The following is a 15,450-nucleotide window of genomic DNA, read 5'->3' on the forward strand; positions in this document are numbered from 1 at the left end:
CCCAGCCGATCCGCGACGTGGCGTACGCCTTCTTCGCGCCCTCGATGTCGCCGGCCTTCACCGCGTCCGCGAACACCTTCGCCTTCGGCAGGGTCGCGTCGGCCTGCTCCTGCGCGTACTGCCGGTAGGCGGCGACCGCCGCGTCCAGCCGCGGATCACGCTTGGCGGCCGTGCCGCCGCCGGTGACCGTGACGTCCTGCCGGATGCCCTGGCCCTTCATGCCCGGCTTGCAGGCGATCCGGTAAGCACCCGCCTTCACCTCGGCGGTGACCTTCTGCCGGGTACCGGGCCCGATGTTCTCCCGCTCGGTGACGATCCGGTCATCAGGGAAGAGGAGGTACACCTCGGTGACCTTGGAGCCCTTGTTCGTCACGTCGAGCTGGACGTGACCGGCAGGAAACTCCTTCTTCGACACCTCGCACTTGCTGTCCGTCGCCGTCACCTCCACGACGTGGTCGTCACTCGACGCATCGCTCTTCTCGGTGCAACCCGTGACAGCGGCCACCGCCGCCGCGGTCGCGGCAGCGGTGACGACGGAGAGTCGGACGGCTCGCATACAGGCTCCAAGAGGGTCACAGGGGAAACACAGTTGCTTCACAGCGGCTCAGTGAGGCTGCCCTAACTTATCTGAGGCTTACCTGACTGAAAGCCGCCCGTCCAGTGATTCAGCTCTCATGGACGGCGTACGAGCACGGCACGGTCACGGAGGCGCTATCCGCCCCCCACGAAACGGTCAAAGACGGGTCAAGAACCCCTGACAGGGGCCACCATGACCCCGCCCGTGCGCGGGTGGGGAAACACCTCCACCGGCTGTTTGTAGACGTCCGAAAGCAGTCGGTCGGTGAAGACCTCCGAGGGCGCCCCGTCGGCCACCGCGCGCCCGGCGCACAGGATCACCACCCGGTGCGCGTACGCGGCGGCGAGACCCAGATCGTGCAACACCACGACCACCGCGTCCCCTGCGTGCGCCCTTTCGCGGCAGACCCGCAGCACCAACTCCTGGTGTCTGAGGTCGAGTGCGGCCGTCGGCTCGTCGAGCAGCAGCAGCCGGGCCCGCTGGGCGAGCACCCGGGCGAGCGCGACCCTGGCCCGCTCGCCGCCGCTGAGCGCGGAGAAGGTCCGGCCCGCGAATTCGGTGACCTCGGTCGCCTTCATGGCCGACGCCACCGCCGTGTCGTCCTCGGCCTCCTCGGGCCGGCCGGCCCAGGGTGCCCGCCCCATCCGTACGACCTCCTCGACCGGGAAGGGGAAGGAGAGCGAGGCGGACTGGGGGAGCACCGCCCGGCGCAGGGCCAGTTCACGCGCCGACCAGTCGGACACCGGGCACCCATGGACCCGTACGACACCTTTGGCCGCCGGGAGGTCGGCGGCGAGCGCGCCCAACAGGGTTGATTTGCCCGCCCCGTTGGGGCCGACGAGTGCCAGCACCTCGCCCGCGCGGGCCTCGACGTCCACGCCGGACAGCACCTCGCGGGCGCCGAGCCGGACGTGCAGGCCCTCGGCTGCGGCGAGCACGTCACCGGCGGCCACGGGGCCGGGCGGCACGCTCCCCGTACGGAGCCATCCCCTGCGCCTCCTCATGCCCAGCCTCCCTGCCTGCGACGGGTCCTGCGCAGCAGCCAGAAGAAGAACGGGCTGCCGAAGAGAGCGGTCAGCACACCGAGCGGCAGCTCGGCGGGCTCGGCGACGGTACGCGCCGCGAGGTCGCCCGCGAGCAGTACGACCGCACCGCCCAGGGCGCTGCCGGGAACGAGGAAGCGGTGGCCCGGCCCCGCGGCCATCCGCAGCAGATGCGGGACGACGAGCCCCACGAAACCGATGACCCCGGAGACGCTGACGGCCGCGGCCGTCAGCAGCGCGACGACCAGGACCAGCACGACACGAAGCCGTTCGACGTCCACACCCAGATGCCGGGCCGGGCGCTCGCCTAGCGCCAGCAGGTCCAACTTGCGTGCGTACAAGGGGGCGACGGCGAGACCGGCCACCGCGCACGGCAGTACCGCCAGCACCTTCGGCCAGGTCGCCTGGGAGAGCGAGCCGAGCTGCCAGAAGGTGATCTGGTTCACCGCGGCGGTGTCCGCCAGGAAGATGAACAGGCCGATCAGCGCGCCCGCGAAGGCGTTCACCGCGATACCGGTGAGGATCAGCGTCACGACCTCGGTCCGGCCGCCCGAGCGGGACGTCGAGTACACGAGCAGCGCGGTGCCGAGACCCGCGACGAAGGCGAAGACCGGGATCGTCCAGGTGCCCAGGAAGCTCAGGCCCAGCGAGATCGCGGCGACCGCGCCGACCGCCGCGCCCGCCGAGACGCCGATGACGCTCGGTTCGGCGAGCGGATTGCCGAACACGCCCTGCATCAGCGCGCCCGCGCAGCCCAGCGAGGCACCGACGAGCAGCGCGAGCACGATCCGCGGGAAGCGCACGTTCCACAGCACGGACTCGGGGACCCGTTCCAGTCCGCCACCGCCGAGACCGGCGCGGTGCGCGACGGAGGAGAGGACGTCCCCGGGCGGGATCTCGTACGCGCCGAGTCCGGCGGAGGCGAGGGTGAGGAGAAGGAGGAGGGCGGCCAGGCCGACCGTGAGCAGCCAGGGCACGCTGCGGCGAGGGCGCGTGACACCGCCACGGGCGAAGGCGGCGGGCGTGTCGGGGGTCGGAGCTTCGAGTGCCGGACCTTCGGAGGCCGGAGCTTCGGAAGAGGGAGTCTCGGAAGAGGGGGGCTCGGAAGGGGAAGTCCCGGCAGGGGGAGTTTCGGCGGGGTTCCCGGGAGTCCGGGGTGCGGTCTTGTCGGTCACGCTCACTTCTCGTCCCCGTACAACTGGCCGACGATGGACTTCAGTACGGCGTCCGTGCGGGGCCCGTAGTTGAGGAGTACACCGTCCTCGACGGAGACGACCCGGCGGTCCATCCCGGCGGGGGTCTGCGCGACGCCGGGAATCTTGACCAGGCCGTCGATGCCGCCGACGGACTCAAGTCCCTTCGACATGACGAGGATCGCGTCGGGGGCCGCCTGGGCGAGGGCCTCCGTGGTGATCGCGGTGAAGTCCTTCTTCAGGCCCGACTCCGCGCCCGCGTCCACCGCGCCCGCCGCTTCGAGCAGCGAGGTGGCTCCCGAGCCCTTGCCCCCGATCAGATAGACGGACGCGGAGCCGCGGAGGTAGAGGAAGGCGACACGCGGTGCGTCGGTCTTCTTCGGAACGTCCTGGCTCACGGCGGCGATCCGGTCCTCGGAGCGCTTGGTGAGCTCCTTGCCCGCGGCCGGTACGCCGAGGGCGCGGGCCACCGCCTCGATACGCGGGCCCACGTCGTCGAGGCCCTGCGCCGGGTCGACGACGAGGACGGGTATGCCCGCGTCGCGGATCTGGCCCATCGCCTCCGCGGGCCCGGTGGTGGCCTCGGCGAGCACCAGATCGGGCTTGAGGGACAGCACGCTCTCGGCGGAGACGTCGTGGTTGCGGGTGACCACCGGCAGCTTCTCCGCCTGCGCGAAGGTGGCGGTGATGTCACGCGCGACGACCCGGTCACCGAGGCCGAGGGTGAAGACGATCTCGCTGAGGCTGCCGGAGAGCGGGACGATGCGTTCGGCGTCCTCGACCGTGACGTCATGGCCGTCGGCCGACCGTACGGTGACCGGGAGTCGGGGCTCCGGTGTGTCGGCGAGCGGCTCGACGCGATCGGCGACGGCGCGAACCTTCGGGGCCGTCCCGGGTGCCTCCTCGCCGGAGGCGCACCCCGCCACCACAAGCACCGCAAGCAGCGCACCCGCCACTCGTCCACGCATGCGTCCCACGGTCGTGTGGTTCCTTTCGGTCGGCCAAATCGGCAACTGCGCCCCATGCGGGCGGGGCTGCGCCCGCATGGGGCGCGGGGAACCGCGCGACAAGCCACGACGAACCGTCAGTGAACCGTCAGTCGAAAAACAACCCGCGGTCCCCGTATGTCTCATCCCATGCTTCCCGTCCCGGCAGGGCATAGCTTAGGTTAGCCTTACCTTTCTCGCCAGGACGCGGCCGTATCCGGCCAGATCCCCCGCCCCGGAGGACGCATGCCAGCCCGCCCGCACCTACGAACCCACGTGACCCTGCTCTGCGCAGCAGTACTCGCGGCGCTGCTCCCGGCCGGTCAGGCCCACGCGGCGAGCCGGACCGTGCAGGGCGGACGTCTGGACTGGGGCATCAAATCCTCCTTCCAGAGCTATGTCACCGGCCCGATAGCGCACGGCAGTTTCTCCCTCACCGGGGGCGCGGCCACGGTCGGCGGCAGCCAGTTCCGCTTCCACTCGGCGACCGGCGCGTACGACGGTTCCTCGGGTGCCTTCAACGCCGGCTTCTCCGGCGGTGTCCACTTCCTCGGACACAAGGAGGACAACGGCACCTACCAGCTCGACCTGACGATCAGCCGCCCCACCGTCCGCCTCGCGGGCAACGGCGGCACGCTCTACGTCGACATCATCAGCAAGGCGAAGGGCACCGGGGCGGTCACGACGTCCTCGCAGGTGCCCTTCGCCTCCCTCTCCCTGGGCGGCATCGACATGAAGGGCGGCGGCAACGCCGTCCAGCTGAACAACCTGCCCGCCACGCTGACCGCGCAGGGCGCCAAGTCCTTCGCCGGCTACTACACGGCGGGCACCGCCCTCGACCCGGTCAGCCTCTCCGCGGACGTGAAGGCGGCTGCCGCCGAACCGACCCGCACACCGTCGCCCTCGCCGACCGGGGCCACGTCCAAGCCGAAGGCCAAGAAGGAGACTTCGGGCCGGATCGAGAACGGCGCCGTGGACTGGGGGGTGCGCAGGACCTTCCGCGAGTACGTCACCGGCGCCATCGCGCAGGGCGAGTGGAAGCTCAGCGACGGCGCCCAGGACGGCGGCGCGCTCTTCCGCTTCCCCGAGGGCTCGGGCACGTACGACGAGAAGAAGCGGACCCTCGACGCGGCCTTCACCGGAGCCGTCCGCTTCACCGGTGAGCAGGGCCTCGACCTGAAGCTCGGCGGAATCCGCGCCGAGGTCACGGACGACGGCAAGGGCACGCTGTACGCCGACGTCACGAGCGGCGGCGGCACGGGCAAGGCGAGCGGGACGGACAAGAAGGTGCCGCTGGTCACCTTCACCGCCAAGGACCTCAAGCCGAAGGACGGCCTCGCCCAGGTCACCGAGGCCCCCGCGAAGCTCACCGTCAAGGGGGCCGAGGCCTTCGGCGGGATGTACAGGGCGGGCACGGAGATGGACCCGGTGTCCCTCGCCGTCGCCCTGACCGACAAGGCCGAACTGCCCGCCCTGCCCGACCTGGGCAGCGCGCAGTCGGCCACGCCCGAGGCAGCGGCGGCCGAACCGAAGAAGGCCGAGCCGAAGACCGAGGCCACCGCGAGCGAATCGGACGTCCCCGTCCTGCCCATCGGCCTCGCGGCCGCTTCCCTGGTCGCGGTCGCCGCGGCCTTCCTGATCATCCGCAGGCGCCGTACGCCGCAGACCGCCACCGCCACCGCCGCGGCCCCCGACGCCCCCGACGAGACCTGAACTCTTCTTCCCTGTCCGCGAGTTGCGCGGACCCCCACACACTGAACGCACCCCGAACCGAGGAGATCCACGACCATGGCCGCCAACCGCCGCCGCTCGACAGCCCTTGCCGCAGCCTGCGCGACCGCCGTCACGCTCGGCGCCACCGCGCTCGCCGTCACGTCCGCCTCCGCCGCCGAAGTACCGCTCAAGGGCTACGAGTTGACCTGGGGCATCAAAGAGTCGTACCGCAACTACGTGACCGGCATGGCGGCCGGTACCTTCACGCCCGAGGCCGGCGCCACGCAGGCCAAGGACAACGGCGTGTTCACCTTCGTCAACGGCACCGGGAGCTACGACTCCGAGGCCCACACCGTCGCGCTCGGCTTCGAAGGCACCCTGAACATCGTCTCCAAGGCGCACGGCTTCGAACTGAAGCTGTCCGACGTGAAGTTCGACAGCAAGGACGCGAAAGTCACCGCCGATGTGACGAAGGCCGGTACGACCCAGCAGGACGTGCCGCTCGCCGAGGTCACCGTCAACCGCACGATGACGGACATGACGACCAAGCTGACCAAGGAGGCGGGGGACGTCTTCGGCAGCTCCTCCTACTCGGGCGCGGCCGGCGACCCCCTGACAGTGGTCGAGAAGAAGGTCGAGTCGCCGTCCCCGACGCCCACGGACACCACCACCCCGCCGGCCACGCCGACCGGCACCCCCACGAGCACCCCGACCACCACCGCCACCCCGAAGCCGACGGGATCGACGACCCCGAAGCCCTCGCCCACCGAGGCCGCCACCAAGGGGGACATCAGCTACGGCACACTCGGCTGGGGCGTGAAGCAGTCCTTCCGTACGTACGTCGTCGACGGGGTCGCCAAGGGCGAAATCACCGTGTCGGGCGGGGCGGAGCAGGCGTCCGGCAACGGCGTCTTCACCTTCCCCGACGCCACCGGCACCTATGACACGGACGCCGACACCCTCAAGGCCTCCTTCAAGGGCTCGGTCAACTTCAAGGGCCACGAGGACAACGGCACGTACGGTCTCGACCTCACCCTCAGCGACCTGAAGGCGGAGATCGACGGCGGCTCCGGCAAGCTGACCGCCGACGTCGACAGCCTCGGTGAGAAGTCCGAGGGCGTGACCCTCGCCGAACTCAAGCCCAAGTCGGCCGACCTGAGCGCGGAGAAGGACGTCATCACCCTCGACGGCGTCACCACCACCCTCACCAAGGCGGGCGCGGAGGCCTTCGGCGGCTTCTACCAGACCGGCGCCGAACTCGACCCGGTCGACATCGCGGTGGCCCTGACCGCGGACGCCGAACTCCCGGACCCCGACCCGACGTCGACGTCCGGGACGGGTGGCACGACAGGCGGGACCACGGGCGGCACGACCGGCGGCACCACCGGTGGCGCGGGTACGACCGGGTCCACCACGGGCGGTGTGACCGGCAACCTCGCCTCCACCGGCTCCGACGTCCCCGTCGGCGCGCTCGGAGCGGCCGCCGCGGCCACCGTCGCGGCGGGCGCGGGCGTGGTGTTCGCCGTACGCCGCCGCCGGCTGACGGACTCCACCCAGGCCTGACCTGCCCGACCTGCCTGACCGGCCCGACCTGGAAGTGCCCGCACACGCGTCGCCGTCATGATGTTTGAATGCCGGAGTGACTGATTACGACGTGGTGCGGGTCTTCTGCGGGCCCCGCGGCGAGTACGGCAATGAACTCGGGGTGGTACGGGAGGGTTCCGTACTCCCCGAGCAGGACGAACGGCAGACGTTCGCGGCGAAACTCGGCTTCAGCGAGACGGTGTTCGTCGATGACCCCGAGCGCGGGGTCATCGACAACTACACGCCCAGTGCGCGGCTGCCGTTCGCCGGATACCCCTGCGTGGGCGTGGCCTGGCTGCTGGACGTACCCGAACTCGTCACGCCCGCGGGCGTGGTGGGCACGCGGCTGGACGGCGAGTTCACCTGGATCGAGGCCCGCCCGGATTGGCCGCGGCCCCGCACGCTGCGGCAGTACGCCACCGCCGCCGAGGTCGAGGCGCTGGCCGTGCCGGCGGCGGGGGAGTGGGTGTACGCCTGGGCGTGGGAGGACGAGGCGGCCGGCCGGGTCCGCGCCCGCGGGTTCCCCGGCCGGGGCGACGGCATCGACGAGGACGAGGCGACGGGGGCCGCGGCGCTCCAGCTGACGGCGCGACTGGGCCGAGCCCTGAACATCGTCCAGGGCACCGGCTCCCAACTCCTCACCGCCCCGCAGCCGGAAGGCTGGATAGAACTGGGCGGCAGGGTTTTCCTGGAACGCTGACACGTTTTGGGCGGGGCGGGGCGGGGGCGGGGGCGGGTGGGGGTGGGGGTCGCGTTGTTGGGTGCGGGCCCGGTGGGGGCTGGTCGCGCAGTTCCCCGCGCCCCTCAAAGACGGGGCTGCGCCCCGGCCTTTGCCACCTCACGGGCGGGCTTGCGCTCCGGCCTTCGCCCCCTCGGGGGCGCGGGGAACGGCGCAATCTTTTTGCTTTAGGGGGCGCGGGGAACGGCGCGGCCAGCCCCCACCGGACCCCCACCCGGAAACGCGAACCCCAGTGGAACGTCACGCGCTGATGCGGAACTCTTCCCCCAGCGCCCGGAAAACCCCCGTGTTCAACGCGAACGCCCGCCGGCACTCGGCAACGACCCGCTGCTTCTCCAGGTCATCCACGGGAAGCGCGTCAAGCAGCTCCCGATACCCCCGCTTGAACGCCGCAGGGTTCCCGATGTCCTCGAAGACATAGAACCGCACCCCGTCACCCTTGCGGTCGAACCCCCACGTCTTCTCCGCCGTCCCGCGAATGATCTGCCCACCGGAGAGATCCCCGAGATACCGCGTGTAGTGATGCGCCACATACCCCCCGGTCCACGTACGCGCACACTCGGCGACCCGCTCCGCGTACTCCAGCGTCGCCGGCAGCGCGGTGACTCCGTCACGCCACCCCGGCCCCCGCAGATGGGCGAGATCCCGCTCCAGCGAGGCGAGCCGCATCAGCTCGGGCTGGATGAACGGCCCCGCGACCGGGTCGCCGGAAAGATCCCGCGCACCCGACTCCAGCGCCTCGTACACGAACCACAGCTGTTCCGTGTAGCGCGCGTACGCCTCCACGCCCAGCCTGCCGCCGAGCAGATCGCTCATGAAGGTCGAGGTCTCCGCCTCCACGTGCTGCTCGTGGGACGCGGTGCGGATGAGCGTCGAGAACGGCGTACTCGACGATGTCATGAGGACCTCCGGGGCTGAACGGGGGAGACGGGAGCCGGACCAATCTTCTATGGTTAGGCTTACCTAAGTCAATGGGTTCCCGACGTCCTGTCGGTAAAAACGTACCCCGAATCTCCGTCACTTCCACATGAAAGAAAAGAACCGCCCGCTCTCGGTGAGCGGGCGGCTTGATGGCAGGGGCGGCTACGGGAGGGTGAGAACCTCGGCCCCGCTGTCCGTGACGACCAGGGTGTGCTCGAACTGCGCGGTCCGCAGCCGGTCCTTGGTGACGACCGTCCAGCCGTCGTCCCACATGTCGTAGTCGTACGAACCCAGCGTCAGCATCGGCTCGATCGTGAACGTCATCCCGGGCTGCATCACGGTCGTCGCGTGCGGGCTGTCGTAGTGCGGGACGATCAGCCCCGAGTGGAACGACGAGTTGATGCCGTGCCCGGTGAAGTCCCGGACGACCCCGTACCCGAACCGCTTCGCGTACGACTCGATGACCCGGCCGATGATGTTGATCTGGCGGCCGGGCCTGACCGCCTTGATGGCCCGCTCCAGCGACTCACGGGTCCGTTCGACCAGCAGCCGCGACTCCTCGGCCACGTCACCCACGAGATACGTGGCGTTGTTGTCGCCGTGCACGCCCCCGATGTACGCCGTCACGTCGAGGTTGATGATGTCGCCGTCCCGCAGGACGGTGGAGTCCGGGATGCCGTGGCAGATGACCTCGTTCACGGAGGTGCACAGGGACTTCGGGAAGCCGCGGTAGCCGAGCGTGGACGGGTAGGCGCCGTGGTCGCACATGTAGGCGTGCGCGACCCGGTCCAGTTCGTCGGTGGTGACGCCGGGCGCGATGAGCTTCGCGGCCTCGGCCATGGCTTGCGCGGCGATCCGGCCGGCGACGCGCATCGCCTCGATCGTCTCGGGGGTCTGCACCTCCGGCCCGGTGTACGGGGTCGGTGCGGGCTTGCCGACGTACTCCGGGCGGCGGATGTTTCCGGGCACGGAACGGATGGGGGACAGTTCCCCTGGGACGAGCAGCGACTGGCCAGACATGCCAGCGAGTCTAACCAGCGGAGATGGGGGAACATGTCGGTGGCGAGAGGAGCTGGTCATGGCCCTGTTCAAGAAGCGGACGGTCGGTAAACCGGGCGAGTGGTACTACTGCCTGGAACACAAGAAGGTGGAGGAGGGGCCGGAGTGCCCGGCGAAGGACCGCTTCGGTCCGTACGCCTCCCGCGAGGAGGCCCAGCGGGCGATGGACACGGCCCGTGAGCGCAACCTCGACTGGGAGACGGACCCCCGCTGGCACGACCCCGGTACGCGCCCCCCAGCCGACAACTGACCGAACCTCCCCCACCCCGCTCCCCGCCCGTCAGGGGCGCGGGGAACGGCGCGAGCAACCCCCACGCACCCGCAGCCACGACCGCACGGCCCGCCCGCCCCCGGGCCCGTCAGGGGCGCGGGGAACGGCGCAATCTTTTGCCTTTGCCCTTCAGGGGCGCGGGAACGGCGCAATCTTTTGCCTTTCGCCCTCAGGGGGCGCGGGGAACTGCGCAGTCTTTGGCTTTGAGGGGCGCGAGGAGCCGCGCTCAACCCCCAACGCCCCGCACCGACTTCATCCGCACCGCATGCTCGTTCGTCCGCACGTCGTACGACATGAGCTTCGGCAGGCACACCGCCAACACCCCCACCGCGGCCACGCACATCGCACCCCCGGCCCACACGGACGCCCGCACGGAGAACACCGCGGCCATCCCACCGGCCCGTACCTGCCCCAGCTGCGGCCCGGCCGAGTACGACAGCAGCTCGATCCCCGCCAGCCGCCCCCGCAGCTCGTCGGGAATCGTCTGGTTCCACATCGCCGCCCGGAAGATCCCGCTGACCATGTCGAAGCAGCCGGCGAGCGTCAGGAACAGCAGCACCAGCCACACCTCGCGAACCGACCCCGCGGCCACCATCGCGAGCCCCCAGCCCGCCGCCGCGAGCACCACCGTCCGCCCGTGCCGATGGATCCGCGAGGTCCACCCGCTGGTCAGGCTCACCAGCAGCGACCCCGCGGGCAGCGCCGCGTACATCAGCCCGAGCGACCACTCGGCGTCCAGCTCGTCCGCGAGGAAGGGCAGCACGGCGAGCGGGAAGGCGAAGAACATCGCGGCCAGGTCGATCGCGTACGTACCGAGCAGTTCTTTGCGGCTCCACGCGTACCGGGCGCCCTCCGCGATCGACCTCAGCGACGGCTTCGCCGCCTCGTGCGCGGCGGGCGACGCGGCGAGCCCCACGGCCAGGAAGAGCGAGACGGCGAACGTGCCGAGGTCCGCGGCGTAGGCCCAGCCGAGCCCCGCGTACGCCACGACGAGCCCCGCGACCGCAGGTCCGGCGACCCCGCCGACCGTCCAGCGCAGCGAGTTGAGCGCGGCGGCGGCCGGCAGGTGCTCGTGCCGGACGATGCGCGGGGTGAGCGCGTCGAGCGCGGGCCGCTGCACCGCGACGAGTGCGGAGGACAGCGCGGCGACGACGTACAGCGGCCACACCAGTGGCTCCGGCAGCAGCGCGTTGACCAGCAGGACGGCCGACAGGACCCCCTGCCCCGCCTCCGTCCACATGATCAGCTTCCGCTTGTCCAGGGCGTCGGCGAGCGCCCCGCCGTACAGCCCGAACACGATCAGCGGTACGAGTTCCACGGCACCGATCGCGCCGACGGCGACCGCGGAACCGGTCAGCTCCTTCATCTGCACCGGCAGCGCGACGAACGTCAGGAAGCTGCCGAAGTTGGTGATGAGTCCGGCCACCCACAGCCGCCGGAAGTCGGCGGAGGCCCGCCACGGCGCGAGATCGGGCAGCAGCGCCCGCAATCGCGTACCGGCCTTGGGCTGGGGTTTGCTCAGTTCCGTCACGACGGGACATGCTGCGGTCGCGACCCCGCCGCGTACAAACGCTTTTTCGACCGGGGCCGCCCCGTCGGCGCGGCCCTCGGCTCACCAGCGCGCGGGCGGCGGTGCCGTCAGCCGGTCCGCCAGCCGCGACAGCCGGTCGGTGAACCGCCGCCGGCCCCGGGGCGCGGGCAGTGAGTTCTCCCCGGTGGCCGCACTGACCAGGTGCTGAACGGTGTCCAGATCCAGCCCCGTGTCCGGGCCCGGTCCGGGCGGCACCGCCAGCGACTCGTGTGCCATCGCGTGCAGTTCGCGGTCGCCAGAGTCCAGCGCGAGGACCGTGGCCCCGGCCCGGCGCGCGTCGTACACCCGCTCCAGGAGTGGTGCCCCGGGCGCGCCCGGCGCCACGACGAGCAGTGTCTCGCCGCGCCGGGCCGCCTCGATCCGGCCGAGCCCCACCGCCAGATGGGCGGGGTCCCCGGGCCGCGCCCCGTGCCGTACCAGCGTCGGCGCCAGCTCCGGCGTGCCCGACCAGGCGGCCTCGTCCACCAGATGGGCGGCGAGGTGCCAGGGCTCGTACTGCGCCGTCCCCACCAGCAGCAGCCCGCCTCCGTGCGGCAGCACGGACGACCGCAGCACCCCCGCGAACCGCCGTGTGGCGCCCGGCCACTCGGTCCCGGCGAGCACTTCGCGCAACAAGGCCACCCGTACGGCATCCATGGGGCCGCATCCTGCCGCAGCGGACTGCTCGTCAGACGGCGTTCACGGCGAATTCGCCCATCCTGGGCAGAGTGGCCCGTTCACCCGGCCGGCGAGGAGAGGTTTCCATGACCAGCACTGAGCCAAGCACTGAGCCGAGCACCGAGTCGAGCAGTCAGGCCGGCGGTGAGACCGGCAGCCAGGTGTCCGTGCCGTTCCGGGCCGGGCAGGAGGGCTACGCGAGTTTCCGTATCCCGGCCGTCGTCGTCACCGGTGAGGGAACCCTGCTCGCCTTCTGCGAGGGCAGGGTCGGCTCCCGTGACGACTTCGGGCACATCGACATCGTCCTGAAGCGGTCCACGGACGGCGGACTGACCTGGGGACCGCTCCAGGTGGCCGCCTCGAACGGCGAGGCGCTGGCCGGGAACCCGGCCCCCGTCGTCCTCGACACCGGCAGGATCCTCCTCGTCCATGTCCGCAACGCCGCCCTCGCCACCGAGGACACCATCCGCCGGGGCAAGGTCAGCGCCGCCGACGGGCGCCGCGTCTGGGTTCTGCACAGCGACGACGACGGCCGCACCTGGTCCGGCCCGCGCGAGATCACCGGGCAGGCGAAGAAGGCACCCTGGCGCTGGTACGCCACCACTCCCGGCCACGCCCTCCGGCTCACCACCGGCCGGATCGTCGTCCCCGCCAACCACTCCCTCCCGCCGGCCGGCACGGACACCGGCACCGAGGGCAAGTACAACGGCGGGCACTGTCTGCTCAGCGACGACCGCGGCGCGACCTGGCGCATCGGGTACGTCGACGACAACCCCGGCAACTACATCAACGCGAACGAGACCACCGCCGCCGAACTCCCCGACGGCCGCGTCTACTTCAACACCCGCAACGACTCCACCGCCCCCGGCACCCGCGCCGACGCGTACTCGCGGGACGGCGGCCGGAACCTGGTCAAGCCCTTCCGCCCGCAGGCAGGACTCGTCGGTCCCGTCGTCGAGGGCAGCCTGCTCCAGCTCCGCGCACCCGACGTGCTCCTCTACTCGGGCCCCGCCGACCCCGGCTTCCGCGCCCTGATGACGGTCCGCGCCAGCACCGACGACGGCGTCACCTGGCGCACGGCACACACCGTCGACGGACTGCCCGCCGCGTACTCCGATCTCGTGCGCGTCGACGACGACACCGTCGGACTCCTCTACGAGACGGGCGACTTCAGCGCGTACGAGACGATCACCTTCCGGAGGATCCCCGTGACGGCTCTCACGTGAGCGGCGCCGACCGGAACCACGCACGTAAAGTCGGCCCATGACCTCTACTGACAGTGCACAGAAGGCCCCCGCCAAGGACCCCTGGGACCTTCCCGACGTCTCCGGGCTCGTCGTCGGCGTGCTCGGCGGCACCGGTCCGCAGGGCAAGGGTCTCGCCTACCGGCTGGCCCGCGCCGGGCAGAAGGTGATCATCGGTTCGCGGGCCGCGGAGCGCGCGCAGGCCGCCGCCGACGAGCTCGGACACGGCGTCGAGGGCGCCGACAACGCCGAGACCGCCCGCCGCAGCGACATCGTGATCGTCGCCGTGCCGTGGGACGGACACGGCAAGACCCTGGAGTCGCTGAGGGAGGAACTGGCCGGCAAGCTCGTCGTCGACTGCGTGAACCCGCTCGGCTTCGACAAGAAGGGCGCGTACGCGCTGAAGCCCGAGGAGGGCAGCGCCGCCGAACAGGCCGCCGCGCTGCTCCCGGACTCCCGTGTCACCGCCGCCTTCCACCACCTGTCGGCCGTACTGCTCCAGGACCCGGAGATCGAGGAGATCGACACCGACGTGATGGTGCTCGGCGAGGAGCGCGCCGACGTCGAGATCGTCCAGGCGCTGGCCGGCCGCATCCCGGGCATGCGCGGCATCTTCTCCGGGCGGCTGCGCAACGCCCACCAGGTCGAGTCGCTGGTCGCGAACCTGATCTCGGTGAACCGCCGGTACAAGGCCCACGCGGGCCTGCGCCTCACCGACCTGTAGGACCGCGTCAGGGTGCCCGGCGGACGTGGGGGACACTGGAGCCGAGCAGTGTCCCCCTCCGGAACCCGCGCGCTGTGGCGCCGGGCCCCGGAGTTCCCCGACAGGAGCAGACCCCATGTCCCGACTCGCCCTCTACGCCCTCGCCGTCTGCGTCCTCGCCACGGCGGCGGCCGTCGTCTCCTTCGTCCAGGGCAGCTGGCTGGGGATCGTGTGGGTGCTGCTCGCGGGCCTGTCGTCCAACATGACCTGGTACTACCTGCGCCGGGACCGCATGCGCCGCAGGGCGTCGGCGTCCTCCGCCACCGGCTGACGTCACCCGCCGATCGAGCAGTACTGGTCCGTCTCCGTCCAGAACCGGTAGAGGTTCTGCCCGCAGTACGTACGGATCTCGTCGATGCCCAGCGTCCGCAGCAGCGCGTCGATCGCGTCGAAGAACTGGTTGTTCACCTCCGGGATCCACAGGATCGCGAAGACGAAGAGCAGACCGAAGGGCGCGTACGGCTCCACCTGGCGGCGGATCTTGTGCGACAGCCAGGGCTCGATGACGCCGTAGCCGTCCAGGCCCGGGATCGGCAGGAAGTTCAGCAGCGCGGCCGTGACCTGGAGCAGCGCCAGGAACGCGAGGGCGAACTGGAAGTCGGCCGGTACGCCGTCCAGCGCGTCCAGCCAGAACGGGGCGGTGCAGACCACCGCGAACAGCACGTTCGTCAGCGGGCCCGCCGCCGAGATCAGGCTGTGCTTCCAGCGGCCCCGGATCCGGCTCCGCTCGATGAACACCGCGCCACCCGGCAGACCGATGCCGCCCATGATGACGAAGAGGACCGGCAGCACGATGCTGAGCAGCGCGTGCGTGTACTTCAGCGGGTTCAGGGTCAGATAGCCCTTCGCGCCGATCGAGATGTCGCCGCTGTGCAGGGCCGTGCGGGCGTGCGCGTACTCGTGCAGACAGAGCGAGACGATCCACGCCGCCGTCACGAACAGGAAGACGGCGACGCCGGGCTGCTCGGCGAAGCCCGTCCAGGTGGCCCAGCCGGTCACCGCCGCGACGGCCACGATCCCGAGGAACACGGGGCTGATGCGCCGGTCACTGTGCCGGCCGGTGGCGGTGGTCATGGGGTGGGGCTCCCTGGAATGTTCGAACGGGCTGG

At 71.1% G+C, this 15,450-nt stretch carries 16 protein-coding genes; 7 read left to right on the top strand and 9 right to left on the bottom strand.

The genetic code is table 11. The annotated features are described in order from the left end of the window. The 4 genes from ACFVH5_RS34130 to ACFVH5_RS34145 all read right to left on the bottom strand — a co-directional run. On the bottom strand, positions 1-556 hold a 556-nt coding region (locus ACFVH5_RS34130; RefSeq protein WP_385837550.1), incomplete at its 3' end, for a cupredoxin domain-containing protein. A gap of 188 nt (positions 557-744) precedes the next feature. After that, on the bottom strand, positions 745-1,581 hold the full coding sequence (locus ACFVH5_RS34135) for a heme ABC transporter ATP-binding protein (RefSeq protein ID WP_385837551.1): 837 nt from the start codon (positions 1,579-1,581) through the stop codon (positions 745-747). Further along, a complete protein-coding gene (locus ACFVH5_RS34140; RefSeq protein WP_385837552.1) occupies positions 1,578-2,795 on the bottom strand; it encodes an iron chelate uptake ABC transporter family permease subunit in 1,218 nt (405 codons plus the stop codon). The genes ACFVH5_RS34135 and ACFVH5_RS34140 overlap by 4 nt, the downstream gene beginning before the upstream one ends. Positions 2,796-2,797: 2 nt before the next feature. Continuing rightward, entirely contained in the window at positions 2,798-3,781 is a 984-nt protein-coding gene (locus tag ACFVH5_RS34145; protein WP_385837553.1) for a hemin ABC transporter substrate-binding protein, read from the bottom strand. Between the two features lie 264 nt (positions 3,782-4,045). On the opposite strand from ACFVH5_RS34145, the gene ACFVH5_RS34150 reads away from it, so the two are divergent. The 3 genes from ACFVH5_RS34150 (at position 4,046) to ACFVH5_RS34160 (ending at position 7,796) form a co-directional block, all read left to right on the top strand. Then, on the top strand, positions 4,046-5,512 hold the full coding sequence (locus ACFVH5_RS34150) for an HtaA domain-containing protein (protein ID WP_385837554.1): 1,467 nt from the start codon (positions 4,046-4,048) through the stop codon (positions 5,510-5,512). A gap of 75 nt (positions 5,513-5,587) precedes the next feature. After that, the gene (locus ACFVH5_RS34155) at positions 5,588-7,075 is read left to right on the top strand and encodes an HtaA domain-containing protein (RefSeq protein ID WP_385837555.1); all 1,488 of its coding nucleotides are present in this window, start codon (positions 5,588-5,590) and stop codon (positions 7,073-7,075) included. A 76-nt stretch (positions 7,076-7,151) separates the two neighbouring features. Further along, on the top strand, positions 7,152-7,796 hold the full coding sequence (locus ACFVH5_RS34160) for a PhzF family phenazine biosynthesis protein (RefSeq protein ID WP_385837556.1): 645 nt from the start codon (positions 7,152-7,154) through the stop codon (positions 7,794-7,796). 279 nt (positions 7,797-8,075) lie between these two features. Here the strand turns inward: ACFVH5_RS34160 and ACFVH5_RS34165 are convergent, their stop codons facing one another. Then, complete coding sequence (locus ACFVH5_RS34165; protein ID WP_385837558.1) at positions 8,076-8,735, bottom strand: heme oxygenase (biliverdin-producing); 660 nt, start codon at positions 8,733-8,735, stop codon at positions 8,076-8,078. 183 nt (positions 8,736-8,918) lie between these two features. Further along, positions 8,919-9,776, bottom strand: coding sequence for a type I methionyl aminopeptidase (gene map, locus ACFVH5_RS34170; RefSeq protein ID WP_384814123.1), 858 nt, complete (start codon positions 9,774-9,776; stop codon positions 8,919-8,921). Positions 9,777-9,834: 58 nt separating this feature from the next. Here map and ACFVH5_RS34175 point away from each other — a divergent pair, with 58 nt between their 5' ends. After that, a complete protein-coding gene (locus ACFVH5_RS34175) occupies positions 9,835-10,065 on the top strand; it encodes a hypothetical protein (protein ID WP_384814125.1) in 231 nt (76 codons plus the stop codon). 247 nt (positions 10,066-10,312) lie between these two features. Here the strand turns inward: ACFVH5_RS34175 and ACFVH5_RS34180 are convergent, their stop codons facing one another. Continuing rightward, positions 10,313-11,617, bottom strand: a complete 1,305-nt coding sequence (locus tag ACFVH5_RS34180) for an MFS transporter (protein WP_385837559.1) — start codon at positions 11,615-11,617, stop codon at positions 10,313-10,315. Between the two features lie 81 nt (positions 11,618-11,698). Continuing rightward, positions 11,699-12,313, bottom strand: a complete 615-nt coding sequence (locus ACFVH5_RS34185; RefSeq protein ID WP_385837560.1) for a hypothetical protein — start codon at positions 12,311-12,313, stop codon at positions 11,699-11,701. A gap of 107 nt (positions 12,314-12,420) precedes the next feature. On the opposite strand from ACFVH5_RS34185, the gene ACFVH5_RS34190 reads away from it, so the two are divergent. The 3 genes from ACFVH5_RS34190 to ACFVH5_RS34200 all read left to right on the top strand — a co-directional run bounded on the left by ACFVH5_RS34190 (position 12,421) and on the right by ACFVH5_RS34200 (position 14,612). Beyond that, on the top strand, positions 12,421-13,560 hold the full coding sequence (locus ACFVH5_RS34190; protein ID WP_385837562.1) for an exo-alpha-sialidase: 1,140 nt from the start codon (positions 12,421-12,423) through the stop codon (positions 13,558-13,560). Between the two features lie 37 nt (positions 13,561-13,597). Then, a complete protein-coding gene (npdG, locus tag ACFVH5_RS34195; RefSeq protein ID WP_328496716.1) occupies positions 13,598-14,302 on the top strand; it encodes an NADPH-dependent F420 reductase in 705 nt (234 codons plus the stop codon). Between the two features lie 115 nt (positions 14,303-14,417). Continuing rightward, on the top strand, positions 14,418-14,612 hold the full coding sequence (locus tag ACFVH5_RS34200) for a hypothetical protein (protein WP_385837563.1): 195 nt from the start codon (positions 14,418-14,420) through the stop codon (positions 14,610-14,612). Between the two features lie 2 nt (positions 14,613-14,614). Here the strand turns inward: ACFVH5_RS34200 and ACFVH5_RS34205 are convergent, their stop codons facing one another. Continuing rightward, complete coding sequence (locus ACFVH5_RS34205) at positions 14,615-15,415, bottom strand: site-2 protease family protein (protein ID WP_385837565.1); 801 nt, start codon at positions 15,413-15,415, stop codon at positions 14,615-14,617. Positions 15,416-15,450: the final 35 nt, after the last annotated feature.

It is taken from the genome of Streptomyces sp. NPDC127119 (assembly GCF_042677425.1).
Taxonomy (GTDB): Bacteria; Actinomycetota; Actinomycetes; order Streptomycetales; family Streptomycetaceae; genus Streptomyces.